The sequence below is a fragment of the Actinoplanes sp. URMC 104 genome (genome assembly GCF_051386375.1).
In the GTDB taxonomy this organism is placed as follows: Bacteria; Actinomycetota; Actinomycetes; order Mycobacteriales; family Micromonosporaceae; genus Actinoplanes.
This window is the reverse complement of record NZ_JBPQTO010000012.1, coordinates 241739-265333: the sequence shown is the minus strand read 5'-3', so window position 1 is coordinate 265333 and position 23595 is coordinate 241739. Positions and strand designations below refer to the sequence as shown.

Genomic DNA, 23595 nt, shown 5'->3' with positions numbered 1-23595 from the left:
CTGAGAAACCCTCCGTTTCGGTCGTGTTTCGCTCCCGTGCTACCGGGCGTGCCGCCGCAGCGCGGCGCGCAGCTCGGCGGGGCCGGGGCGCAGGAAGCCCACGTCCATGCTCAGCACGGGCCGGCCACCGGCCTGCCGGATCCGGGGCAGATCCCGGCTGGGCAGTTCGGCGCGCAGGGCGTGCAGGTCGCGCGGCACGACTTCGAGCACGGCCAGCAGCCCCCGGCGGCGCACCCGGGCCGCGACGACGTCGTCCCAGCCGATCAGCACGCCGCGGGAGCGCGCCGCCGCCAGCAGCAGTCCGGCGTCCGAGACGGTCACCCGGCCGCGATGCCAGCCCTTCGCCGCCGCCACCACGGCACACCCCAGGAACGCGCCGAGCGCGGCGGGGCCTACGGACCCGGCCAGATCCGCCCACTGCGGGCCGCGGCCGGTCACCGCGGCGAGCAGCAGCCGGAGCGTCGCCACCCCGGCCGCCGCGGCGAGCGGCGGCGCCAGGAGCGCCAGGGGGACGTTCGCGCGGAAGTCCGTGCCGTCCGCACGTTGCATGATCACGTGTCGCAGTACACCAGGCCGGCGTGCCGATCGGGAGAGCCGGACGTCCGATAGTGCCCATCGGCTCCGGCGGGCGCCGCGGAGGGGGCAGAATCCAAGGCATGCGCGGGCAGGGGGACACGCGGAGCGAGAGCCTGCTGTATCTGCTGGCGCTGCGCTACGAGCGGTTCCGGCGCGCCCGCGGCGGGGCCGGGCCGCGGCGGGCGCCGGCGCTGGTGTTCGGCGCGGGCAGCGCGGCGAGCACGCTGCTGCACAGCATGGTGTTCGACCCGGCCAGCCCGTACGAGCCGGTCGGGATCCTCGACGACGACCCGGGCAAGCGGCGCACCCGGCTGGCCGGCGTCGCGGTGCTGGGCGGGCGCGACGACATGCCGCGAGCGGTCGAGCAGACGAAGGCGGAGGCGGTCGTCTTCGCGGTGAGCAACGCCGAGGCCGTGCTCGTGCGCGAGATCCGGGCGCTCGCCGTGGCCTGCGGCGTGCGGTTCCTCGTCGTGCCCGAGCCGGGGGAGGTGCTCGACCACGAGCTGGGCGCCGGGGACATCCGCGACGTGCAGGTGACCGACCTGCTCGGGCGGCACCGCATCCGGACCGACCCGGCCGTGGCCGGCGCGCTGGTCACCGGCAAGCGGGTGCTGGTCACCGGTGCGGGCGGCACCATCGGCTCGGAGCTGTGCCGGCAGATCCACCGCCGGGAGCCGGCCGAGCTGCTGATGCTCGACCACGACGAGGCGGCGCTGCAGGCCGTGCAGCTGGCCGTCGACCCGCGCGCCGAGCTGCACGACCCGAACGTGCTGCTCGCCGACGTGCGCGACGCCGGACGGGTGCGCGAGATCTTCCGTACGCACCGGCCCGACGTGGTCTTCCACGCGGCCGCGCTCAAGAACCAGCCGCTGCTCGAACGGCACCCGGACGAGGCGGTGAAGACCAACGTGCTCGGCACGCTGGCCGTGCTGGAGGCCGCCGCGGACGTCGAGCGGTTCGTGCACATCTCCACCGACAAGGCCGCCGACCCGGTCGGCGTCGCGGGCCGCACCAAGCGCATCGCCGAGCGGCTCACCGCCGGCTTCGACCGCGACCGGCCCGGCGCCCACGTCAACGTCCGCTTCGGCAACGTGCTCTCCGGCCGCGGCTCGGTGCTGGCCACGTTCGCCGCGCAGATCGCCGACGGCGGCCCGGTCACCGTCACCCACCCCGAGGTCAGCCGCTACCTGATGACCGCGCAGGAGGCGGTCGGGCTGGTGCTGCACGCCGCGGCCGTCGGCGCCGGCGGCGAGACGCTGGTGCTCCAGCTCGGCGAGCCGGTGCGGATCGCCGAGGTGGCCGCCCAGATGGTGCAGCTCGACGGCCGGGACATCGACGTCGTGTTCACCGGCCTGCGCCCCGGCGAACGCCTCGCCGAGGTGCTGTTCGGCGCCGGCGAGCGCGACCACCGCCCGCACCACCCGCTCATCGCGCACGTGCCCACGCCGCCCCTGGATCCCGCGGACGTACGGGACCTGAGCGCCGCCGGGCTCGCGCAGCTGTGCGCCTCAGCCGGCCGCGCCGCCGCTTGAGCGCAGCTCCGCCAGCACCAGCGGGTCGATGCTGCCCGCCACGATCCGCATCTCCAGGTTCGCCACGCCCGCCCACGAGGCCAGCGACTCGTCCAGGTCGGGCCCGGTGTGCCCGGCGGCGGCCAGCAGCGCGGCCACCTCGTCGGCGAGCTCGCCGGTCAGCGGCAGCAGCGTCGCGGGGTCGGGGAACTCGAAGTAGAGGCTGTGCATCTCCAGCAGCCGGCCCAGCTCGGCGACCGGGTCAGGGTGGTCGTCGACGCGCAGGTCCACCCACACGTCGCTGGTGCCGCCGTACCCCATGCCCTTGGCCACCACCAGCAGCGCCGCGCTCTGCCGCCCGCGCCGGTCGCCGCCGGCCAGGTCCCCGGCGCGCAGCGCGGCCAGCAGCCGGTAGGCCAGCCGCGTGTGGTCGGCGCCCGCCAGCCACGCCTTCTCCATGTCGCCCACCACGTCGGGCCCGGCCAGCATGTTGCCCTGGATCGCGTACCCGTCGCCGGCCGCGCCGCCGGCCCAGTCGTGGCACTGCTCGCCGGTGAACGTCGCACCCGGCCCCTCCGGCCCCACCACGCCGACCTGCCGGTGCTCGACCGGCCCGGCGTCCCCGGCGATCAGCGCCCGTACGGTCTCGGTCGCCGCCACGCCCGTGCCCAGCAGCGCCAGCGCCTGCGGCCGGTAGGCGAGGTTCGCGTACGACTGGGTGGCCACCGCCCCGACCTCGGCGAGCGCGGCCGGCACGGCGGCGCCGACCCCCAGGAACTTGCTGGCCACGGCCACGCCGAGCGCCTTGCCGTCGGCGGAGCGGGCCACGATCGAGAACGTCATGCCGCGACCCTATCGGCATCCCGCGCGGCCCGGACCGGGCTGCCGGCGATCAGGCGAAGCGGAAGCGCGTCTGGGTGTACGGGTCGCCCTTGCCGAACGCGAGGATCTTGGCCGGGGTGACCGCGAAGACGAGCGCCTCGTGCTCGTCGTCCTGTGTGAAGACGTCGCCGCGCACCTTGAAGTCCCAGCCGTGGCGCTGTTTCCAGAGGGCGGCCAGCTCGTGCAGCAGCGGGGCGTCGGTCACCCGCGCGACGGTGCCCTCGACGACCACGTCCAGGCCCGCGTCCTGCCGGTCGGTGCCGGTGGTGACGGCCACGTGCGGATTCTGCTCGAGGTTGCGGGCCTTCTGCTCGCGGGCGCCGGTGCAGAAGTGCAGCGCGCCGCCTCTCCAGACGGCCGGCAGGGGAGTGACGTGCGGGCGGCCGTCGGCGCGTACCGTCGACAGCCAGAAGATCTTGCCCGAGGTCAGGACGTCGTCCACATCGGACCACGGTCGTGCCGTGGCGTCCGGGTCGCTGAAACGTGCGTCAAGCTCGCCGACGGGTTCAGTCATGCGCCCCAGTATCGCCCCGCGCGGGCCTCAGTAGCGGTAGTGGCGCGCGGCGGCCGGCTCGGAGGACGGCGTGGACGGTTTGCTCTGCCAGCGGTTGCGCGCGGCGTTGGCTCCGGCGCGGCGGCGCGAGGACGGCTTGGGGGCGATCTCCACACCCGGCTGCGGCTCCACCTGCTCCGCCGAGGACACCACGACCACCTGCGCGACACCCTCGCCCAGCAGCCGCATCGCGGCCTCCCAGTCGCCCGGGATCAGCCCGACCACCTCGTACTGCCGGGCGGCGCAGTAGTCCAGACATCGGGCAGCGCTGGCGCTGTAGTTCTCCGGCCGCACGTAGATCACCGCGTTGATCACCGGGCTGTCCCCCTCGCCTGTCATGATTCTCGATGTCCCCGAGCGAGATCTACCTAAACGCTTCCGTCACCATCTGCATATCCGCTGTTATGGATGAGTGACCGGACGATCCACCCGCATCGAGCGCGATCGGTCCCTTCCGTGCCCACCGGACGGCCAATTTCCGGATTTGGTGTTGCTTTCAACCATCTCGAAGGGAAGACTGCACCATCCCGGACATGATCGCCCCGTTGCTGACCGGAAGCCGACAGTGGACGGTGCCGCGGATGTCCGTCCGGACCGGACGAGACCCGTCGGCCACGGTCGCTTCCGGATCAGCGCGCCCGGAGGTGCTGCGTGACGAACAGGGCTGCCCGGTCGAGCGCCTGCTCCGCCTCGTCGAGGGTGCCCACGAAGGCCGGGAACACGTGCGGCACCCCCGCGGTGACGTCGAGGATCACGTCGACGTCCGCCTCCCGCGCCCGGTCGGCCAGCCGTACCGCATCGTCCAGGAGCAGCTCGTTGGTGCCGGCCTGCAGCAGGATCGGCGGGAACCCGGTCAGGTCCGCGTAGACCGCGGGAGCCAGCAGCGGCCGGTGCGGATCCTGGCCGGCGAGATACATCTCCCCGGTGCGCTCCATGGCCTGCTTGGTGAAGAACGGGTCCACGCCCTGCTTGGTGTCCATCGTCCTGCCGGTGCGCGTGTGGTCGAGGCCGGGCGAGAACGCCACGATCGCCGCCGGCATCGGCAGTCCGGCATCGCGGGCGGCGAGGCACGTCGTCACCGTGAGCCCGCCACCGGCCGAGTCGCCGGCGAGCACGACCGTTCCCGGGTCGATGCCGGCGTCCAGCAGGGCGCGGTACGCGGCAACGCAGTCCTCGATCGCGGCGGGGAACGGATGCTCGGGGGCGAGCCGGTAGTCCAGCGAGATCGCGCGGACCCCGGTCCGCCGGACCAGGTTGGCGGTCACGGTCATCGCCGTCCGCGGCGATCCCAGCGAGAACGAGCCGCCGTGGAAGTACAGGATGGTCCCCGGCCGGGAATCGGCCGCGGGTTCCACCAGGACCGCCGGCCGTCCGGCGACCTCGATCGGCGTCCGGCGCACGTCGGCCGGAACGGGGAACGACCCCATGAACGCGGCGAAGCCCTCCCGCATCTGTTCGACGGACTCCGGCCCGGCCGGCCGTGGGGCTTGGCGCAGGACCGAGTCCAGCGCTTCTCGTTGTTTCCGGCTCACGCGCTCTCCCGAGGCTCTGGGGCAACTACATGCCATGGCATGTTTCTCGTAGAATGTATGCCATGGCATATACTTCGGCAAGCGACGGGCTCGCCGGCTTCTTCGACGACCTGGTCCGCTGTGAGACCCGCCTCTACAACGCCCTCGGCGAGAAGCTGCGGGCCGAACACGGCATCGTCACGTCCCAGTTCGAGCTGCTGCGTCACCTACGCGACCACCCCGGGTCGCGCGTGGCCGACGTCGCCACGACCTTCGCCGCCGGGATCGGCGCCATCAGCAAGATGATGGATCGGCTGCAGGCCCGTGGGTGGGCCACCCGGCTGCCGAACCCCGCCGACCGGAGGTCGTCGCTGCTGAGCCTCACCCCCGAGGGCGCCGCCCTGGTGGCCCGGGCCGAGCGGACCTTCACCGACCACCTGCGCGAACTGACCTCGCCCGCTGTCAGCGCCGACCAGCTCGACGCCGCGGCGGCGACCCTCGCCGCGCTGCGCCTGGCGCTGGAGGAGAAGCGCGTCGGCGTTCCCGTCGGATGACCGTCCTCAGGCGGGGTGACCCGGATGGGTGATCACCAGGACCGGCTTGAGGGACTGTTTGATCAGGTCGAGCGGCACGCTGCCCAGCAGCCGCTCGGCCACCTTCGGGCGGGTGCTCGAACCCACCACGATGAGGTCGGCGTTGTGCTGGCGGGCGAAGTCGAGGATGGCCTGCACCGGGCGGCCCGGCAGGACCGTCGTGCTCGCCTCGATGCCGGCCTCGGCGAGGCGGCGGGCCAGGGAGGCGGCGGCCGCGTACGCCTTGTCGGCGAACACCTGGCGCGGCACGGCGGCGAGACGCTCCAGCTCCACCTCGTCGGCGGCGACCACCGCGACCGATGCGCCGGTCTGCCGGGCGAGGCCCACCACGGCGTCGGCGAGCCACGGCTGGTCGGTTTCGGGCTTGGCGGCGACGACGATGCGCATCACTGCACGGTAGCCGTGATCGCGACTCGTCGATAGCTTCCCCTCGACAGATGCGCCGATCTGTCCCATGCTCGCGGTTATGGCGGACGACGCGGTGCTGAACGGGACGCGAAGCGAACCCGAACTCAAGCGGGTCATGGGGCCCGGCCTGCTCCTGCTCTTCGTGGTCGGCGACATCCTCGGTACGGGCGTGTACGCGCTGACCGGCCGGGTGGCGTCCGAAGTGGGCGGTGCGGTGTGGCTGCCGTTCCTCATCGCGTTCGCGGTCGCCCTGCTGACCGCGTTCAGCTATCTCGAGCTCGTGACCAAGTACCCGCGGGCGGCCGGCGCCGCGCTGTACACGCACAAGGCGTTCGGCATCCACTTCCTGACGTTCATCGTCACGTTCGCCGTGATGTGCTCGGGCCTCACCTCGGCGTCCAGCGCGTCCAAGGCGTTCGCGTCGAACTTCGACGAGGCGTTCGACCTGTCGCTGGGCGACGGCGCCGCGCTGACCGCCATCGCGCTCGGCTTCATCCTGCTGGTCGGCCTGATCAACTTCCGGGGGGTCGGCGAGAGCGTCAAGCTCAACGTGGTGCTCACCTGCGTCGAGCTGAGCGGTCTGCTGATCGTCATCTGCATCGGCGCGTGGGCGCTCGGCGGCGGCAACGGCGACCTGTCGCGGCTCACCGACTTCACGGCGGCCGAGGGCGAGTCCGCGTTCTTCTCGGTCACCGCGGCCACCGCCCTGGCGTTCTTCGCGATGGTGGGCTTCGAGGACTCGGTCAACATGGCCGAGGAGACCAAGGACCCGGTACGGATCTTCCCGAAGGTCATGCTGACCGGCCTGTGCATCACCGGGCTCATCTACGTGCTGGTCTCGATCTCGTCGGTCGCGCTGGTGGCGCCGGCGGACCTGGGCGAGGGCGACGCGCCGCTGCTCAAGGTCGTCGAGGCCGGCGCTTCCGCGTTCCCGCTGTGGATCTTCGCGTTCATCACGATGTTCGCGGTCGCCAACTCCGCCCTGATCAACATGCTGATGGCCTCGCGGCTGCTCTACGGCATGGCCAACGAGCGCGTGCTGCCGCGCGTGCTCGGAAAGGTCCACCCCGGCAGGCGTACGCCGTGGGTCGGCATCGTCTTCACCACGGTGATCGCCTTCGGGCTGATCTGGTTCGCCGACCTGTCCGCGCTGGGCGGCACCACGTCGCTGCTGCTGCTGTGCGTCTTCACGGTCGTCAACATCGCCGTGCTGGTGCTGCGCCGCGACCGCGTCGACCACGACCACTTCAAGGCGCCCACGGTCATCCCGATCATCGGCGCGGTCGCCTGCGCGTACCTGGCCAGCCCGCTGTCCGGCCGGGCCGCCGCCGACTACCGCATCGCGGGCGTCCTGCTGATCATCGGCCTCGTGCTCTGGCTGATCACCTACCTCTACAACCGCAACGTGCGGCACGAGCGCACGACGATCGACGACCCCACCAACCTGCGGGACTGATCTCGCACGGGCGCGCGCCCGAACGCCTGCCGCCCGGGGCACGACCTCCGCACCCGCCCCGCACTCGCACCCCGCCCCCGGCATCCCGCCCCCGGCACCTCGCGCCGGTGTCGCGCGCCGCGCACCCGGCACCCCGCGCCCGTGTCCCGCGCCGCGCACCCGGCACCCCGCACCCCGCGCCGCGTCCCGCACCCCGCGCCGCGTCCCGCGCCCGGCACCCCGCGCCCGCGTCCCGCGCCCCGCACCCGCGCAGCAGCCGTGTGGACCGGTCTCGCCGTCGCGCGGCCGGGTGGGCGTACGCGGTCGGGGTCGTCCTGATGGCAGCCCGCAGTGACCGCCGCAGTGTGCCTGCCCGCGGGGCCTCAGCGTCCTGACAGCGGGTACGTGTGTCAATGGGTGGCGGAGAACGGGGGGATCGGACATGCGGATCGCGATCATGGCGGTGGGCAGCCGCGGCGACGTCGTGCCCTACGTGGGGCTGGGTGTGCGGCTCGAGCAGGCGGGTCACGAGGTCACGGTGGCCACGCACGCGGTGTTCGAGAAGCTGGTGACCGGGCACGGCCTCGGGTACGCGCTGCTGCCGCTGGACACGCGCGAGGAGCTGAGCGCCGCCGCCGGTGGCGGCCCGATGGCCGGGATCCTGGCGGTCAACCGGTCGGTGGCGGCGCAGGCGCTGCCGCTGGCCCGCGCCATGGTCGAGGCGGCCCGGCCGGCGGACGTGCTGCTGCTCACGCCCGCCGGCTGGATCGGCGGGCACGTGGCCGAGGGGCTCCGGCTGCCGAGTATGGGCGCCTACCTGCAGCCGATGACGCCCACGCGCGAGTTTCCGCCGTCCACGGTCACGACCCGCTCGCTGGGCGCCCGGGGCAACCGGGCCGCCGCCCGGGCGGTACTCGAGCTCGGCCAGGTGCCGTACCGGCGCGCCGTACGCGCGATCCGCGCCGAGCTGGGCCTGCCACCGGTCGGCCACCGCACGTGGCTGCGCAACCTGGACGCGTCCGGCTGGCCGATCTGTTACGGCTACAGCGCGAGCGTCGTTCCGCAGCCCGCGGACTGGCCGTCCTCGTGCACGACGGTCGGCTACTGGTGGGCCGCTCCCGAGCCGGGCTTCACGCCGTCCGAGGAGCTGGCCGCCTTCCTCGCCGCCGGGCCGCCGCCGGTCTACGTCGGCTTCGGCAGCATGCCCGCCGCCGACGGCGAGGCGCTCTCGGAGCTCGTCGCGCAGGCCGTGCGGCGGGCCGGCGTACGCGCGGTCGTCAGCGAGGGCTGGGCCGGGCTGCACGCCTCCGGCGACGACATCCTCACCGTCGCGGAGGTGCCGCACGAGTGGCTGTTCCCCCGCATGGCGGCGGTGGTCCACCACGCCGGCGCGGGCACCACGGCCGCCGGTCTGCGCGCCGGCGTGCCCGCCGTCCCGGTGCCGCTCATGGTCGACCAGCCGTTCTGGGCCCGCCGCCTGCAGGCCCTGGGCGCCGCTCCGGACGCCATCCCGTTCCGGCGCCTGACCGCGGATCGCCTCGCCGCCGGGCTGACCCGAGCCGTCCATGATCCCTCCTATCGGCGCCGGGCCGGCCAGGTCGCCGCCGGCCTCGCCGCGGAGGACGGCGCCGCCGGCGTGTTGCGGGTCCTGGAGCGGCTCATGTGAGCTGCCGCTCGATGGCGTAGCGGTCGATCATCGAGGTGACGGCGGCGATGCGGCCGTCGCGGAAGTCGTAGAAGACGTGCTCGGCGAAGGTGAGCCGCGCGCCGTTGGGAGTGAAGCCCAGGAACTCGCGCTGCGGCGTGCAGTCGAAGACCAGCCGGCAGGCGACGCGGTCGGCGGTGGCGACGACGATGCGGGCGTCGTAGACGAGATCCGGGATCGCGGCGGCGTCGGCTGCGAGCAGGTCGCGGTAGTCGGCCCGGGTCATCGGCTCGCCGTTGTAGGTGAGCTCGTCGTGGACGAAGTGGACCAGGTCGTCGAGGCGGCGGTCGTTGAGGGCCTGCAGGTACGACCGGTAGGTGTGCTCGAGGGCGGGGCTCGTCATGGCGTCCATCCTGCCCGCGCCGGGACGCCGCGGACGGGCCTGTGGACAACTGCCGGCGGCCGCGGACGGGAGCCTGTGGACGACGCCGAGTTTCCGCGCCCGCTTTCCTTATAAGGTGGGGGCCCCCTGGGAGGGCGGGCTGCGTGTGCGGGGCGGCGCGGCGGGGGGAAGGCGAAGGGCCGCGCCCGGACGTGGACGCGGCCCCTCGAGGTGGGAGCGGGCTCAGCCCTTGACGCTGCCCGCCAGCAGGCCGCGCACGAAGTAGCGCTGCAGCAGCAGGAACACGGTCACCGGCACCACGATGGACACGAACGCCCCGGCCGACAGCAGCTGCCACGCCGTTCCGCGCGTTCCGCTGAGGTTGGCCAGCTGCAGGGTGATCGGGGCCACCTCGTCGCCGCCGCCGGCGAAGACCAGGGCCACGAGCAGGTCGTTCCAGACCCAGAGGAACTGGAAGATGCCGAACGCCGCCAGCGCGGGGGTGAGCAGCGGCAGCATGACCTTGAAGAAGATCGACACGTGGCCGGCGCCGTCGATGCGGGCCGCCTCGATCAGGCCGGCGGGGACCTCCCGCATGAAGTTGTGCAGCAGGTAGATCGCCAGCGGCAGCGCGAACGCGGAGTGCGACAGCCACAGCGTCCAGAACGTGCCGGTCAGCTTCACGTTCACGAAGATCTCGAGCAGCGGGATCAGGGTGACCTGCAGCGGGACGATCTGCAGCGCGAACACCGCCAGGAACAGGATGTTCTTGCCGGGGAAGTTGATCCAGGCGAAGGCGTACGCCGCCAGCGCCGCCAGCGTCAGCGGGATCAGCACCGAGGGGATGCAGATGATCAGCGAGTTGACGAAGAAGTTGGCGAGGTTGACGCCTCCGTCGCCGCCGAACACGCCGCGGTAGTTGTCCAGCGTCAGCGTCGGGTTGCTGAAGAACGTCCACCAGCCGGTCGTCTTGATCGCCCGCTCGGGGCGGAACGAGGAGACCAGCAGGCCGAACGTCGGCAGCGTCCACAGCACGGCCAGGACGATCGCGGCCAGGGACGCCCAGGGCGAGCTGAGCCGCTTCTTGGCGATCTTCGCGGCCGAAGGCTTGTCGGCGACCAGCGGGGGTGTGCTGGTTACCGGAGTGACGGCGGTCATCGAGCCTCCGATCGACGCAGCTGACGGACGTTGTACCAGACGATCGGAATGACCAGGACGAACAGCAGGGTCGCCAGCGCCGCGCCGAGACCCTGGTTGTCGGCGTTGAACGTCTGCCGGTAGAACTCGTTGGCGACGACGCTGGTCTTGAAGTTGCCGCCGGTCATCGTGCGGACGATGTCGAAGACCTTCAGCGTGGCGATGCCGACGGTGGTCAGCACGACCACGACCGTGGGCTGCACGCTGGGCAGCGTGATGCTGCGGAACATCTGCCACGCGTTCACGCCGTCGAGGCGGGCGGCCTCGATGATGTCGTCCGGGATCGCCTTGATCGAGGCGGACAGGATCGTCATCGCGAAGCCGGCCTGGATCCAGATCAGCACGACGATGAGCAGCAGCGTGTTGAGCGGGGAGTCGATCAGCAGCTGCTGCGGCTTCCCGCCGAGCCACACGAGGAGCTGGTTGATCAGGCCGATCTGCTTGACGTTGCCCTGGTCCGGCCGGAACTCGTAGACGAACTTCCAGATGACGCCCGCGGCCACCATCGAGATCGCCATGGGCAGGAAGATGAGTGTCTTGGCGAACGACTCGAACCGCGACTTGTCGACCAGGATCGCGTAGACCAGGCCGATCGCGGTGGCCAGGAACGGCACGAGCACGACCCAGATCACGGTGTTCCGCAGCACGGTGAGCTGGTCGGGGTCGCTGAAGATGGTGCCGTAGTTGTCGAACCCGATGAACGCCTTGCCGGCGGCGTCGAAGAACGACTCGTAGATGGTGCGCAGGCCGGGGTAGACCAGGCCGACGCCCAGCATCAGGACGACGGGCAGCAGGTAGAGATACGCGACGACCTTGTCACCGCGCCGGCCGCCGAACCGTCCGGCGATGAACAGGATCAGGCCCATGATGGCGGCGAACAGCAGCAACGCCGAGAGCATCTGCAGGATTTTTTCGGGGGTGGTGGAGGCGGTGTTGAACACGCGGCCCGGACCTCCTTGGTGCGCTGGAGTGGAGAGAGGTTCGGGGCCGGTCAGGTTCGAAAACCCGACCGGCCCCGGATGGTGCTCAGATCACTTGGGCCATGCCTTTTCGATGTTGTCCAGCGTGGTCTTCGTGTCCTGACCGGTGATCCAGGCGGTCGCCTGCTTCCAGAACGCGTCGGAGCCCACCGCGGCCGGCATCTGGTCGGAGCCGTCGAAGCGGAACGTGGCCTTCGGGTCGAGCAGGATCGTGCCGGCGAGCTTGTCGATCGGGTTGGTCAGGTTGTTGGGGTCGAGGCCCTTGTTGGCGCTGACCCAGCCCGACGACAGCTTCGCCTTGGTGTTCGCCCACACGTCCGAGGACAGGTAGGTCTGGAACGCCTGCACCTCGGGACGGTCGGCGAACGCGACCACGAACTCACCGGCGCCGAGGACCGGCTTGGTGGCGGCGTCCTTGCCGGGCAGGTAGAACGCGAAGACGTCGCCGTCCTCGGCCACCTTGGTGCCCTTGGGGAAGTTGGCCGCGTAGAAGCTGGCCTGGCGGTGCAGCGAGCAGGTGCCCTCCAGGATCGGCAGACCCGCGTCCTGGAAGGTGGTGGTCGCGATGCTCTTGACGTCGCCGAGACCGCCGTTGACGTACTTGTCGTTCTTCAGGTACGCGCCGACGGCGTCCAGCGCGGCCGTCGCCTGGGGACCGTTGAACGGGATCTCGTGGCTGACCCACTTGTCGTACGTCTCCGGGTCGCTCGTCCGGAGCATCATGTCTTCCATCCAGTCGGTGGTCGGCCAACCGGTCGCGTCACCGCTGCTGATGCCGGCGCACCACGGCTTCTTGCCGTCGGCCACCATCTTGTCGCTCAGCGCCTTGAGCTCGTCCAGCGTCGTGGGGACGGTGTAGTTGCTGTCCTTGAACTCCGACGGCGAGTACCACACCAGCGACTTCACGCTGGCGCCCAGCGGGGCGCCGTAGAACTTGCCGTTGACTGTGGTGTAGGCCTTCCAGGCCTTGTCCCAGAACTTGTCGACGTTGGCCGCCGTGTCCTCGGGCGCCGGCACGGCCTTGCCGGTGGCGACCAGCTGCTTGACCAGGCCCGGCTGCGGCACGATCGCGAGGTCCGGCGGGTTGCCGGCGCGGGCACGCACGAGGATCTGGGTCTCGAACGACTTGTCGCCCTCGTACTTGATCTTGGCGCCGGTGCAGTTCTCGAACGGCTTGTAGGACTCGATGTGCGGAGTGTCCTCCGGCGTCACGATGCCCGTGTAGATCGTGACCGTCTTGCCCTTGAGGTCGCCGAACTTGGTGTATGGCGCACAGTCGATGGCCGACGCCGAGGCGTCGGTGCTCGCGCCGCTGTCCGAGTCGTCGCCGCCGCAGGCTGCGAGACCGAGCACAAGCCCGGCGCTCAGCGTGCCGGCGAGCGCCGCCCGAAGACGCGGGCTCGTAGGTTGACCGAACATACCGCTCCCTATGTCAAATCGCGCTTCCGACGTCCGGAGACGTCGCCGTCCGAAGCGCTACTTGGATCACAGTCAAGAGGTAACCGGCACGTTGCGCAATGATTTCCGCGGAAGAGCCTAGATAACGATACGGCGTCGCTGCTCCGATGACCTTAACCGGTTAAGCCGGAGCCCCTGGTCAGGCGGCGAAAAGCGCTTCGAAACGACCCTAGCGTCGAACAGGCAACCCCGCCCGGGATATCGGCGAATATCCGAGGCGGGGTGGCCTGATCGGTGGATGCGCGCGTGCGCGCGGAGCGGCCGGAGGCGTCAGCCGGCCATGGAGAGGTACTTGTAGCCCAGCCGCGCCATGCGGTCGGCGTCGAGCACGTTGCGCCCGTCCAGGACGATCGGCGTGCGCATGAGGCCGACGAACTTGCCCCAGTCGAGCTCGAGGTACTGCGCCCACTTGGTGACCAGCACGACCGCGTCGCAGTCGTCGAAGACGCCGTCGAGCGTCTCGCTCAGGAACGGGGCCATGTCGGGGTACTCGCGGCGGAAGCGCTCGCCCGCGATCGGGTCGTGCAGCCGCACCCGGGCGCCGCGGGCGATCAGCAGCCCCGCGATGTCCAGCGCCGGCGAGTCGCGCAGGTCGTCGGTGTTGGGCTTGAACGCGACGCCGAGCAGGCCGATCTTGCGGCCCTTGAGGATGCGCAGCTCGTCCTGCAGGCGCTCGACGGCGATGGCGCGCTGCCGGTCGTTGACGTCGCGCGCGGCCCGCACGATCGGCATGTCGTAGTTGTACTCCGACGCGGTCGCGATCAGGGCCTTGGTGTCCTTGCCGAAGCAGGAGCCGCCCCAGCCCACGCCGGGCTCCAGGAACCGCGAGCCGATGCGCTGGTCGAGGCCGATGCCCCGGGCCACCTCGGTGATGTCGGCGCCCACCTTGCCGGCGAGCTGGCCGATCTCGTTCACGTAACTGATCTTGAGGGCCAGGAACGCGTTGGCCGCGTACTTGATCAGCTCGGCCGACGCCAGGTCGGTGGAGACCAGCGGCACGGCCGTGGTGTCGTCCGGCCGCGGCGAGAACGACGGCGGCGTGAAGGTCTGGTTGATCAGCGGCCGATAGAGCTGGTTGAGCACCTCGAGGCTGCGCGGATTGTCCGAACCGATGACGATGCGGTCGGGAAAGAGCGTGTCGTGGATGGCATTGCCCTCGCGCAGGAACTCCGGATTCGAGGCCACCGAGAATTCACATTTCCCGGGGCGGTCGGCGCGCTGGGCGAACGAATCGCGCAGAATGGCGTCGACCCAGTTACCGCTGCCGATCGGAACGGTCGACTTGTTCACCACGACGGTGAAGTCGTGGTCGAGATTCTGCGCGACGCTCTCGGCCGCCGAGCGCAGGTAGCGCAGGTCCGGGCTGCCGTCGGCGGCGGACGGCGTCTGCACCGCGACGAACACGACGTCGGCGCCGGGCACACCCTCGGCATAGCTGGTGGTGAACGTCAGGTTCTGCGCGGCCTCGGCGAGCAGCTCCTCCATGCCCGGCTCGTAGATCGGGCAGCGCCCGCCGCGGAGCATGTCGACCTTCTCCTGGTCGAGGTCGACACAGGTGACCTGGTGTCCCAGGAAGGCCAGGCTCACCCCGGTGGTCAGCCCGACGTATCCCGTGCCGACAACGCAAACCTTCATCAAACGCTCCTCCGCCGCAGGCGACCGGGGGTCCGTCGCGCCGCTCCCTTAAGCACCGCCAGATGATACACAGCGTAGAAAAACACCGGGCAAATCCTTGACGTACGGTTATGGGTTCATTCCATAGAGTTGCCGAGCGTTTTCTGCTATTCGCATCTTTCTATACCGCGGGCTGTTGATCCGCATCGCGAGTACCCGCGTCGCCGGGTGATCAACCTCGGCCGCGCGCGCCGGCGGTCCGGTCCTCCGTGAACGCGTCCCGATATGCGCGATTGTCAACTCCTCGTTGCCGGGGCTTGACAACGGTGTGACGCAAACCCGACCCTTCTGGGAGCGCTCCCATGTGGAAGCTCATCGATGGAAGGCCCCGGATGCGAAGGTTCTCCCTGGTGGCGGTCGTCACCGCTGCCGTGCTCGGCGCCACCGGACTGACCCTGGCCCGGTCGCCGGAGGCCGTCGCCGCGGCCGCCGATCCGTACGTGTGGAAGAACGTGCGCATCGACGGCGGGGGCTTCGTGCCCGGCATCGTGTTCAACCCCGGCGAGCGCAACCTGGTCTACGCCCGCACCGACATCGGCGGCGCGTACCGCTGGAACGAGGGCTCCCAGAGCTGGATGCCGCTGCTCGACTGGGTCGGCCAGGACGACTGGGGCTACAACGGCGTGCTGAGCATCGCGCCCGACCCCGTCGACACCGAGCGGGTGTACGCGGCGGTCGGGATGTACACCAACTCCTGGGACCCGAACAACGGCGCGATCCTGCGCTCGTCCGACAAGGGCGCCACCTGGCAGGTCACCGAGCTGCCGTTCAAGAACGGCGGCAACATGCCGGGCCGTGGCATGGGGGAGCGGCTGGCCGTCGACCCGCACGACAACCGGAACGTCTACTTCGCGGCCGAGGGCGGGAACGGGCTGTGGCGCAGCACCGACCACGGCGCCACCTGGGCCAAGGTCACGAACTTCCCGAACGCCGGCAACTACGTGCAGGACCCGGCCGACCCCAACGGCTACCTCGACCGGAATCAGGGCCTGACCTGGGTCACCTTCGGCGCGGCGAACCAGATCTACGTCGGCGTGGCCGACAAGGAGAACCCGCTCTACCGCTCGCTCGACGGCGGCGCGACCTGGGAGCGCATCCCCGGCCAGCCGACCGGCTACCTCCCGCACAAGGGCGTGGTCGCCGGCAACTACCTGTTCGTCGCGACCAGCGACACCGGCGGCCCGTACGACGGTGGCTCCGGGCAGGTGCAGCGCCTCGACCTCACCACCGGCGCCTGGACCGACATCTCGCCCACCCCGGCCGCCGACGCCTACTACGGCTACTCCGGGCTCACCGTCGACCGGCAGCACCCGGGCACGCTCATGGTGGCCACCCAGATCTCCTGGTGGCCCGACGCGATCTTCTTCCGCAGCACCGACAACGGCGCCACCTGGACCCGCATCTGGGACTTCGCCGGCTACCCGTCGGTCTCCCGGCGCTACACCATGGACATCTCGGCCGACCCGTGGCTGGACTTCAACACCAACCCGCAGCCGCCGGAGTCCACACCCAAACTGGGCTGGATGAACGAGTCGCTCGAGATCGACCCGTTCGACTCCGACCGCCTGTTCTACGGCACCGGCGCCACCATCTACGGCACCACCCAGCTGACCAACTGGGACCGGAACACCACGTTCACGATCCGGCCGTACGCCAAGGGGCTCGAGGAGACCGCCGTCCTCGACCTCGCCAGCCCACCCTCGGGCGCGCCGCTGGTCAGTGCCCTGGGCGACATCGGCGGCTTCCACCACGCCGCCCTCGACGCCGTGCCGCCGGGCTTCCACGACACGCCCGCCCTGGGCAGCAACACCAGCCTCGACTTCGCCGAGCTCAGCCCCGCCGTGTTCGCCCGGGTGGGCAACGCGGACGCGGCCCCGCACCTCGGCATCTCGTCCGACGGCGGCAAGAACTGGTACGCGGGCCAGGAGCCGGCGGGCGTGACCGGCGGCGGCACGATCGCGGTCGGCGCCGACGCGAACGCGATGGTGTGGTCGCCGGCCGGCGCGGGCGTGCACTTCTCGACCACCCGCGGGAGCTCGTGGACGGCGTCGAGCGGCGTCCCGGCGGGCGCGATCGTGGAGTCCGACCGCGTCGACCCCAGGACCTTCTACGCGTACGCCGCGGGGAAGCTCTACACCAGCCGCGACGGCGGAGCCTCCTTCGCGGCGTCGGCGGCCACCCTGCCCACGAGCGGGCGGCTGCACTTCAAGGCGGTCCCGGGCGCGGCGGGGGAGGTGTGGTTCGCGGGGGAGAGCGGGCTGCTGCGCTCCACCGACCACGGGGCGACGTTCACGAAGGTGGCGTCGGTGACCTCCGGCATCAACGTGGCGTTCGGCAGGGCCGCGCCGGGAGCCACCCGCCCCACGGTCTTCCTGGTAGGCACGGTCGACGGGGTCACGGGCGTGTTCCGCTCCGACGACAGCGGCGCCTCCTGGGTGCGGATCAACGACGACCAGCACCAGTACGGCAACGCCGGCGACGCCCTGGCCGGTGACCCGCGGGTGTACGGCCGCGTCTACCTCGGCACCAACGGCCGCGGCATCCTGTACGCCGACCGGGCGGGCGGCGCCCCGACGAGCTCGCCCACCGCGACGCCGTCGCCGACCTCCCCGACGCCGACAACTCCGACGCCGACAACTCCGACGCCGACGACTCCGACGCCCACCGGCAGTCCGGGCCGGAGCTGCACGGCCACCTACAAGCTGACCGGCTCGTGGAGCGGCGGCTTCCAGGGCGAGGTGACCGTCACCAACACCGGCTCCACCCCGACCACGGCCTGGACGGTCGGCTGGACGCTCGCCGCCGGCCAGAGCGTGACCCAGCTGTGGGGCGGCGCCCTCACGCAGACCGGCACCGCGGTCGGCGTGCGCAACGCCTCCTGGAACGGCGCCCTGGCCGCGGGCGCGAGCACCACGTTCGGCTTCCTCGGGAGCTCCAGCGGCAGCAACCCCGTCCCCTCCCCGGTCACCTGCGCCCCGGCGTAGCGCGCCCTCCCCACAGAAAGGAACACCGACGTGCAAGTGAGACCCAGAACGAGACGCCGACTGCGTCGCGGGCTGGCCGTCACCGGCGCCGCCGTCCTCGGCGCCGGCGCGGCTCTCGCGGCCGGCGTCCCGGCCCTCGCCGCGGCGGGCTGCACCGTGGTCTACAAGGTGCAGAGCCAGTGGTCCGGCGGCTTCACCGGCGACATCGCCATCACCAACACCGGCGACCCCGTCTCCAGCTGGAAGCTCGAATACGACTTCCCCGACGGCTCGCAGCGGGTCGCGCAGGGCTGGAACGGCACGTACGCGCAGAGCGGCCAGCACGTCACCGTCAGCAACGCGGCCTGGAACGGCAACCTCGCGACCAACGCGACCGTCGGCACCGGCTTCAACGGCACGTTCGGCTCGGCCAACCCGGTGCCCACCGCGTTCACGCTCAACGGCACCCGCTGCAACGGCCCCGCCACCGCGCCGACGGTCGAGATCACCAGTCCGGCGGCCAACACCCGCTACACCGCCCCGGCGTCGATCCCGATCACCGCGGTGCCGGGCGGCACGGTCGCCAAGGTCGAGTTCTACCACGACGGGCTGCTGCTCAACACCGACACGGCCGCGCCGTACACGTACACCTGGACCGGGGTCCCGACCCAGACCGCGGCCTACCACCTGCAGGCCATCGCGTACGACGCTGCGGGCACCAAGAGCAACACCGCGGACGTGCCGGTCTTCGTCGACGCGGCCACCACGCCGGCGATCGTCACCGACGCCACCTCGGTGAGCGTGTCGCCCGGCGCCTCGGCCTCCGTCAAGCTGGCGCTGTCCAAGGCCCCGGCGGCGAACGTGACCGTGGCGGTGGCCCGCAGCAGCGGCTCGACGGCGGTGACGGCCACCCCGGCGTCGCTGACGTTCACGCCGTCGAACTGGAACACCGGTCAGACCGTCACGATCGCGGCGGCCGAGTCGGCGGCGATCGGCGCCACGGCCGCATTCTCGGCGACCGCGAGCGGGCACACCGCGGCCACGGTCAACGCGACCGTCGTCCGCGAGGGTGCGGCCGACGCCCGGTTCACCCAGCTCTACAACGACATCAAGAACCCGGCGAACGGCTACTTCAGCCCCGACGGCGTGCCCTACCACTCGATCGAGACGCTGATCGACGAGGCGCCCGACCACGGCCACGAGACGACCTCCGAGGCGTTCAGCTACTGGCTGTGGCTCGAGGCGGAGCACGGCCACGCGTCGGGTGACTGGGCGCCGTTCAACAGCGCCTGGGCGACGATGGAGAAGTACATCATCCCCTCGCACGCCGACCAGCCGACCAACGCCAACTACAACGCGTCCAAGCCGGCGACCTACGCGGCGGAGTACCCGCTGCCCTCGCAGTACCCGTCGCAGCTCGACCAGAGCGTGTCGGTCGGCAGCGACCCGCTGGCATCGGAGCTGAAGAGCGCGTACGGCACCGACGACATCTACGGCATGCACTGGCTGCTCGACGTCGACAACACGTACGGCTTCGGCCGGTGCGGCGACGGCACCTCGCGCAACGTCTACATCAACACCTTCCAGCGCGGCCCGCAGGAGTCCACGTTCGAGACCGTGCCGCAGCCGGCCTGCGACACGTTCAAGCACGGCGGCCCCAACGGGTTCCTCGACCTGTTCACCAAGGACTCGAGCTACGCCCGGCAGTGGAAGTACACCAACGCGCCCGACGCGGACTCGCGTGCGGTGCAGGCGGCGTACTGGGCGTACACCTGGGCCACCGAGCAGGGCAAGCAGTCGCAGATCTCGTCCGCGGTGGCCAACGCCGCCAAGATGGGCGACTACCTGCGCTACTCGTTCTACGACAAGTACTTCAAGAACCCGGGCTGCGCGTCCACGTCGTGCGCGGCGGGCAGCGGCAAGAGCAGCTCGAACAACCTCATGTCGTGGTACTACGCGTGGGGCGGCGCCTACGACACCAGCGCGGGCTGGGCGTGGCGCATCGGCTCGAGCACCAGCCACTTCGGCTACCAGAACCCGATGGCCGCGTACGTGCTGTCCAACGTGAGCGCGTTCGCGCCGAAGTCGCCGACCGCGAAGGCCGACTGGCAGGCCAGCCTGAACCGGCAGCTCGAGTTCTACCAGTGGCTGCAGTCCTCCGAGGGCGCGATCGCCGGCGGCGCGACGAACAGCTGGAACGGCAACTACTCGGCCCGGCCGGCCGGTGTGCCCACGTTCTACGGGCTCGCGTACGTCGAGGCTCCGGTGTACGAGGACCCGCCGTCCAACCGCTGGTTCGGCATGCAGACCTGGTCGCTCGAGCGGCTGGCCGAGTACTACTACACGACCGGTGACGCCAAGGCCAAGGCGGTGCTCGACAAGTGGGTCCCGTGGGCGCTGGCCAACAGCACCATCACGGCGACCGAGTTCTCGATCCCGTCGGACATGGAGTGGTCGGGCGCGCCCGCCACCTGGAACCCGTCCGCCCCCGCGGCGAACACCAACCTGCACGTCACGGTCACCAGCAAGGGCCAGGATCTCGGCGTGGCGGGCTCGCTGGCCAAGCTGCTCACCTACTACGCGGCCAAGTCCGGCAGCACCGCGGCCAAGACCGCGGCGAAGAACCTGCTCGACGCGATCTGGACCAAGAAGGACGCCAAGGGCGTGTCGGTCACCGAGACGCGCGCCGACTACAGCCGGATGGACGACACCTACGACGCGTCGACCGGCCAGGGCATCTACATCCCGCCGGGCTGGACCGGCAAGATGCCCAACGGCGACGTCATCAAGCCGGGAGTGTCCTTCCTGGACATCCGTTCCTTCTACAAGAACGACCCGGACTACCCGAAGGTCGACGCCTATCTCAAGGGCGGTCCGGCCCCGACGTTCAACTACCACCGCTTCTGGGCGCAGGTCGATGTGGCCACCGGCTACGCCGACTTCGCGCGCCTGTTCCCGAACGGCTGAAGGGTCAATCGATGAGGAAAAAGTTCCTGATGTACGCCGTCAGCGCGCTCGTTGCTGCCGGTGTGGCCGTGGTGGCGATGCCGCCGAGCGCGGCCCAGGCACACGGCGCCATCATGGTGCCGGGCAGCCGCACGTGGCTCTGCTACAAGGACGGCCGCAACCCGAGCACGGGCGCGATCGAGCCGAAGAACCCGGCCTGCGCCGCCGCGGTGGCGCAGAGCGGGACGACCTCGCTCTACAACTGGTTCGCCGTGCTGCGCTCCGACGGCGCGGGCCGGATGGCCGGGTACATCCCCGACGGCCAGCTCTGCTCCGGCGGCACCGGCGGCCCGTACAACTTCACCGGCTTCAACCTGGCCCGCAACGACTGGCCGGTCACCCACCTGACCTCGGGCGCGCAGCTCGGCATCCAGTACAACAACTGGGCCAAGCACCCGGGCACGTTCCGGCTCTACATCACCAAGGACAGCTGGAGCCCGACCCGTCCGCTCGCCTGGAGCGACCTGGAGTCCACGCCGTTCGACACGGTGACCAACCCGCCCGCCAACGGCGGCCCCGGCACCGACGAGGGTCACTACTACTGGAACGCCACGCTGCCGTCCGGCAAGAGCGGCCGTCACCTGATCTACTCGGTGTGGCAGCGCTCGGACAGCAACGAGACGTTCTACGGCTGCTCCGACGTCGTCTTCGACGGCGGCAACGGCCAGGTGACCGGCATCGGCGGAGGCGGCACGACCACGCCCCCGACGACGCCACCCACCACGCCGCCGACGACGCCGCCCACCACCCCGCCGACGACGCCTCCCACCACCCCGCCCACGACCCCGGCGCCCGGCACGAGCGCCTGCTACGCGATGTACAACATCACGAGCACGTGGAACGGCGGCTTCCAGGCCGAGGTGATGGTGCACGCCGACACCAGGGCGATCAGCAACTGGTCCGTGTCCTGGACCTGGCCCGGTTCGCAGACCCTGCAACAGGCGTGGAACGGCACCGCCAGCGCCACCGGTTCCCTGGTGACCGTCAAGAACGTCTCCTGGAACGGCACGGTGGCCGCCGGCAACCACGTCACCTTCGGCCTGCTGGGCAACGGCACACCACCCCCGTCGGTCAACAACCTCGCCTGCACCACCACCTGACCTGACCCGCTCCGAGAAACCCGGCGGCGGCGCGCCTGTTCCGCGCCGCCGCCGGCTCGTGCCCGCCTTCGCCGCACCCCGCGGCCGTGCTGCGGGCGCCGTCAACCGCTACCCCTGCTGAGGGATGCTTCTCGTCGTGGCTACGGTGGCGCCGGCGGTCTACCTCTTGCTGCCGGGCAACCTGCCCACGCTGCGCGCTCACGCCCGGAGGCCGTGCAGGACGAAGCCGAGACGGCGGAGGTAGTCGGGGCGGGACTGGTGGGGGCAGGAACGCACGATCACGCCGCGCTCGAGGATCAGGTGGACGAGGTCGTCGGGGGTGAGGTCGGGGCGGACCGCGCCGGCGGACTGGGCGTCGGTGAGCAGGCGGCGGCCGAAGGAGCAGGCGCGGTCGAACAGGGTGGTGAGGGGCTCGGAGTCGGGGAGGGCGCGCATCAGGACGTCGTTGGCGGCGGGCTCGTCGTACTGGAGGAGCCAGGTGCGCAGCAGGTACTCCTCGAAGCGCACGAGCGGGCCCTCGAGGGCGTCGACGGCGTCGACGATGTCGTCGAGGCGGGCGGCGACCAGGTCGTCCACCACGGCGTCGATGAGGGCGCGGCGGCTGCCGAAACGGTGGTAGATCGTGCCCTTGCTGACGCCGGCGGCCCGGGCCACCTCGTCGAGCGGGGTGGTGAGGCCGCCGGCGCGGAAGACGTCCAGGGCGGCGCGGCGGATGCCCTCGACGTTGCGCCGGGCGTCCGCGCGCAGCCGATGCGCGGGCGGTGCCGCGCCCGGTTCCGCAGCCGTTGCCGCGCCCGGCTGGGGGCGCGGCACCGGACGCGCCGGGGGTGGGGTCATGCCGGGGCGGCCGTCCGGTCCTGCCAGGTCACGTCCAAGGCGCGGCGGAAGAGCTCGACCGGCTGGGCGCCCGAGACGGCGCGCTTGTTGTCGAAGACGAAGAACGGGACGCCGCTGATGCCCAACCCGCGGGCCTGGGCGAGGTCGGCGTTGATGGCGTCCTCGTACGCCCGGGTCTCGAGGGCCTTGACGGCGTCGGCGCGGTCCAGGCCCAGCGACGTGGCGAGGTCGGCGAGCACCGCGTGGTCGGCGAGGTTGAGTCCGTCGGTGAACTCGGCGCGGAACAGGCGCTCGACCATGGGCAGCTCCTGGCCGTGCTCGCGGGCCAGGTGGATCATCCGGTGGGCGTCCAGGGTGTTGATCATCAGCGAGGACGCGAAGCGGTAGTCGAGGCCGGACCGGGCGCCGCGCGCGGTCAGCTGCGCGTGGGAGGCCTCGATCTGCGCCTTCGGCATGCCGTGCTGCTGGGCGAGGTAGTCGTCGGCGAGCACGGCCTCGCCCGGGGGGAAGCCGGGGTTGAGCTGGAAGCTGTGGTAGCGGACCTGCACCGAGGAGCCGTACGGGAACTGCTCGATGGCCTCGTGCAGGACGGCGTGGCCGAGATAGCAGAACGGGCAGACGACGTCGCTCCAGACGTCCACCACGATCGGCTCGGCGGCGGGGCCGAAGGCGCCGGCGCTCATCAGTTGCACCACCCGTCGGGGCCGCACACACCGGAGTCGTCCGCCGGCTCCAGAATGATCAAAGAAGTGGGGGAGGGCACGTCCGGAGGCGCAGTGAGCTGCGGCGAGGGCACGGGATCGGCGAGGCCGTCGTCCCGCCCGGTGTCACTTAGTTGCATAGTCAACAACCTAGCAGGAATTTGACCGCACGGCCAAGATGAA

At 71.1% G+C, this 23595-nt stretch carries 20 protein-coding genes; 7 read left to right on the top strand and 13 right to left on the bottom strand.

Features of this window, described 5'->3' with window-relative positions; translation table 11 throughout:
• Positions 1 to 39: 39 nt before the first annotated feature.
• Positions 40 to 555, bottom strand: coding sequence for a hypothetical protein (locus ACSNN8_RS40090; RefSeq protein ID WP_436656087.1), 516 nt, complete (start codon positions 553 to 555; stop codon positions 40 to 42).
• A gap of 101 nt (positions 556 to 656) precedes the next feature.
• Between ACSNN8_RS40090 and ACSNN8_RS40085 the strand changes: the two genes are divergently transcribed.
• A complete protein-coding gene (locus tag ACSNN8_RS40085; protein ID WP_436656085.1) occupies positions 657 to 2108 on the top strand; it encodes a polysaccharide biosynthesis protein in 1452 nt (483 codons plus the stop codon).
• On the opposite strand, the gene ACSNN8_RS40080 is transcribed toward ACSNN8_RS40085, so the two are convergent.
• From ACSNN8_RS40080 to ACSNN8_RS40065, 4 genes are all read right to left on the bottom strand, one after another.
• Positions 2085 to 2930, bottom strand: a complete 846-nt coding sequence (locus ACSNN8_RS40080) for a DUF1028 domain-containing protein (RefSeq protein ID WP_436656083.1) — start codon at positions 2928 to 2930, stop codon at positions 2085 to 2087. The genes ACSNN8_RS40085 and ACSNN8_RS40080 overlap by 24 nt on opposite strands.
• A 49-nt stretch (positions 2931 to 2979) precedes the next feature.
• Complete coding sequence (locus ACSNN8_RS40075; protein ID WP_436656081.1) at positions 2980 to 3483, bottom strand: pyridoxamine 5'-phosphate oxidase family protein; 504 nt, start codon at positions 3481 to 3483, stop codon at positions 2980 to 2982.
• A 27-nt stretch (positions 3484 to 3510) separates the two neighbouring features.
• A complete protein-coding gene (locus ACSNN8_RS40070) occupies positions 3511 to 3861 on the bottom strand; it encodes a hypothetical protein (RefSeq protein ID WP_436656079.1) in 351 nt (116 codons plus the stop codon).
• Between the two features lie 290 nt (positions 3862 to 4151).
• Entirely contained in the window at positions 4152 to 5054 is a 903-nt protein-coding gene (locus ACSNN8_RS40065) for an alpha/beta hydrolase (RefSeq protein ID WP_436656077.1), read from the bottom strand.
• Positions 5055 to 5116: 62 nt separating this feature from the next.
• Between ACSNN8_RS40065 and ACSNN8_RS40060 the strand changes: the two genes are divergently transcribed.
• The gene (locus ACSNN8_RS40060; protein WP_436656075.1) at positions 5117 to 5587 is read left to right on the top strand and encodes a MarR family winged helix-turn-helix transcriptional regulator; all 471 of its coding nucleotides are present in this window, start codon (positions 5117 to 5119) and stop codon (positions 5585 to 5587) included.
• 6 nt (positions 5588 to 5593) lie between these two features.
• Here the strand turns inward: ACSNN8_RS40060 and ACSNN8_RS40055 are convergent, their stop codons facing one another.
• Positions 5594 to 6013 (bottom strand): universal stress protein, encoded by a 420-nt coding sequence (locus ACSNN8_RS40055; RefSeq protein ID WP_436656073.1) that lies wholly within the window; start codon positions 6011 to 6013, stop codon positions 5594 to 5596.
• 79 nt (positions 6014 to 6092) lie between these two features.
• On the opposite strand from ACSNN8_RS40055, the gene ACSNN8_RS40050 reads away from it, so the two are divergent.
• Positions 6093 to 7490, top strand: a complete 1398-nt coding sequence (locus ACSNN8_RS40050; RefSeq protein WP_436656071.1) for an APC family permease — start codon at positions 6093 to 6095, stop codon at positions 7488 to 7490.
• Positions 7491 to 7911: 421 nt separating this feature from the next.
• Entirely contained in the window at positions 7912 to 9135 is a 1224-nt protein-coding gene (locus ACSNN8_RS40045; protein ID WP_436656069.1) for a glycosyltransferase, read from the top strand.
• Here ACSNN8_RS40045 and ACSNN8_RS40040 read toward each other — a convergent pair.
• The 5 genes from ACSNN8_RS40040 to ACSNN8_RS40020 form a co-directional block, all read right to left on the bottom strand.
• Entirely contained in the window at positions 9128 to 9517 is a 390-nt protein-coding gene (locus tag ACSNN8_RS40040; protein ID WP_436656067.1) for an ester cyclase, read from the bottom strand. The two genes, ACSNN8_RS40045 and ACSNN8_RS40040, sit on opposite strands and share 8 nt — an antisense overlap.
• A gap of 222 nt (positions 9518 to 9739) precedes the next feature.
• Positions 9740 to 10654 carry a carbohydrate ABC transporter permease gene (locus ACSNN8_RS40035; RefSeq protein WP_436656065.1) on the bottom strand — a complete coding sequence of 305 codons (915 nt, stop codon included), beginning with the start codon at positions 10652 to 10654 and terminating at the stop codon, positions 9740 to 9742.
• Positions 10651 to 11592, bottom strand: a complete 942-nt coding sequence (locus ACSNN8_RS40030) for a carbohydrate ABC transporter permease (protein ID WP_436656743.1) — start codon at positions 11590 to 11592, stop codon at positions 10651 to 10653. Before ACSNN8_RS40030 ends, ACSNN8_RS40035 begins: the two co-directional genes overlap by 4 nt.
• 132 nt (positions 11593 to 11724) lie before the next feature.
• On the bottom strand, positions 11725 to 13092 hold the full coding sequence (locus tag ACSNN8_RS40025; RefSeq protein ID WP_436656063.1) for an ABC transporter substrate-binding protein: 1368 nt from the start codon (positions 13090 to 13092) through the stop codon (positions 11725 to 11727).
• Between the two features lie 309 nt (positions 13093 to 13401).
• Positions 13402 to 14766: a UDP-glucose dehydrogenase family protein gene (locus ACSNN8_RS40020; RefSeq protein ID WP_436656061.1), complete on the bottom strand. Its 1365-nt coding sequence runs from the start codon at positions 14764 to 14766 to the stop codon at positions 13402 to 13404.
• Positions 14767 to 15137: 371 nt separating this feature from the next.
• On the opposite strand from ACSNN8_RS40020, the gene ACSNN8_RS40015 reads away from it, so the two are divergent.
• Genes ACSNN8_RS40015 through ACSNN8_RS40005 form a run of 3 tightly spaced genes read left to right on the top strand, consistent with a single transcriptional unit; the run spans position 15138 to position 21874 of the window.
• A complete protein-coding gene (locus ACSNN8_RS40015; protein WP_436656059.1) occupies positions 15138 to 17789 on the top strand; it encodes a cellulose binding domain-containing protein in 2652 nt (883 codons plus the stop codon).
• A 36-nt stretch (positions 17790 to 17825) separates the two neighbouring features.
• Positions 17826 to 20735: a glycoside hydrolase family 48 protein gene (locus ACSNN8_RS40010; RefSeq protein WP_436656057.1), complete on the top strand. Its 2910-nt coding sequence runs from the start codon at positions 17826 to 17828 to the stop codon at positions 20733 to 20735.
• An 11-nt stretch (positions 20736 to 20746) separates the two neighbouring features.
• A complete protein-coding gene (locus tag ACSNN8_RS40005) occupies positions 20747 to 21874 on the top strand; it encodes a lytic polysaccharide monooxygenase auxiliary activity family 9 protein (protein WP_436656055.1) in 1128 nt (375 codons plus the stop codon).
• A 198-nt stretch (positions 21875 to 22072) separates the two neighbouring features.
• Here ACSNN8_RS40005 and ACSNN8_RS40000 read toward each other — a convergent pair whose 3' ends face one another.
• Both ACSNN8_RS40000 and ACSNN8_RS39995 read right to left on the bottom strand, forming a co-directional pair.
• Entirely contained in the window at positions 22073 to 22711 is a 639-nt protein-coding gene (locus ACSNN8_RS40000; protein ID WP_436656053.1) for a TetR/AcrR family transcriptional regulator, read from the bottom strand.
• On the bottom strand, positions 22708 to 23394 hold the full coding sequence (locus tag ACSNN8_RS39995) for a DsbA family oxidoreductase (protein WP_436656051.1): 687 nt from the start codon (positions 23392 to 23394) through the stop codon (positions 22708 to 22710). Before ACSNN8_RS39995 ends, ACSNN8_RS40000 begins: the two co-directional genes overlap by 4 nt.
• Positions 23395 to 23595: the final 201 nt, after the last annotated feature.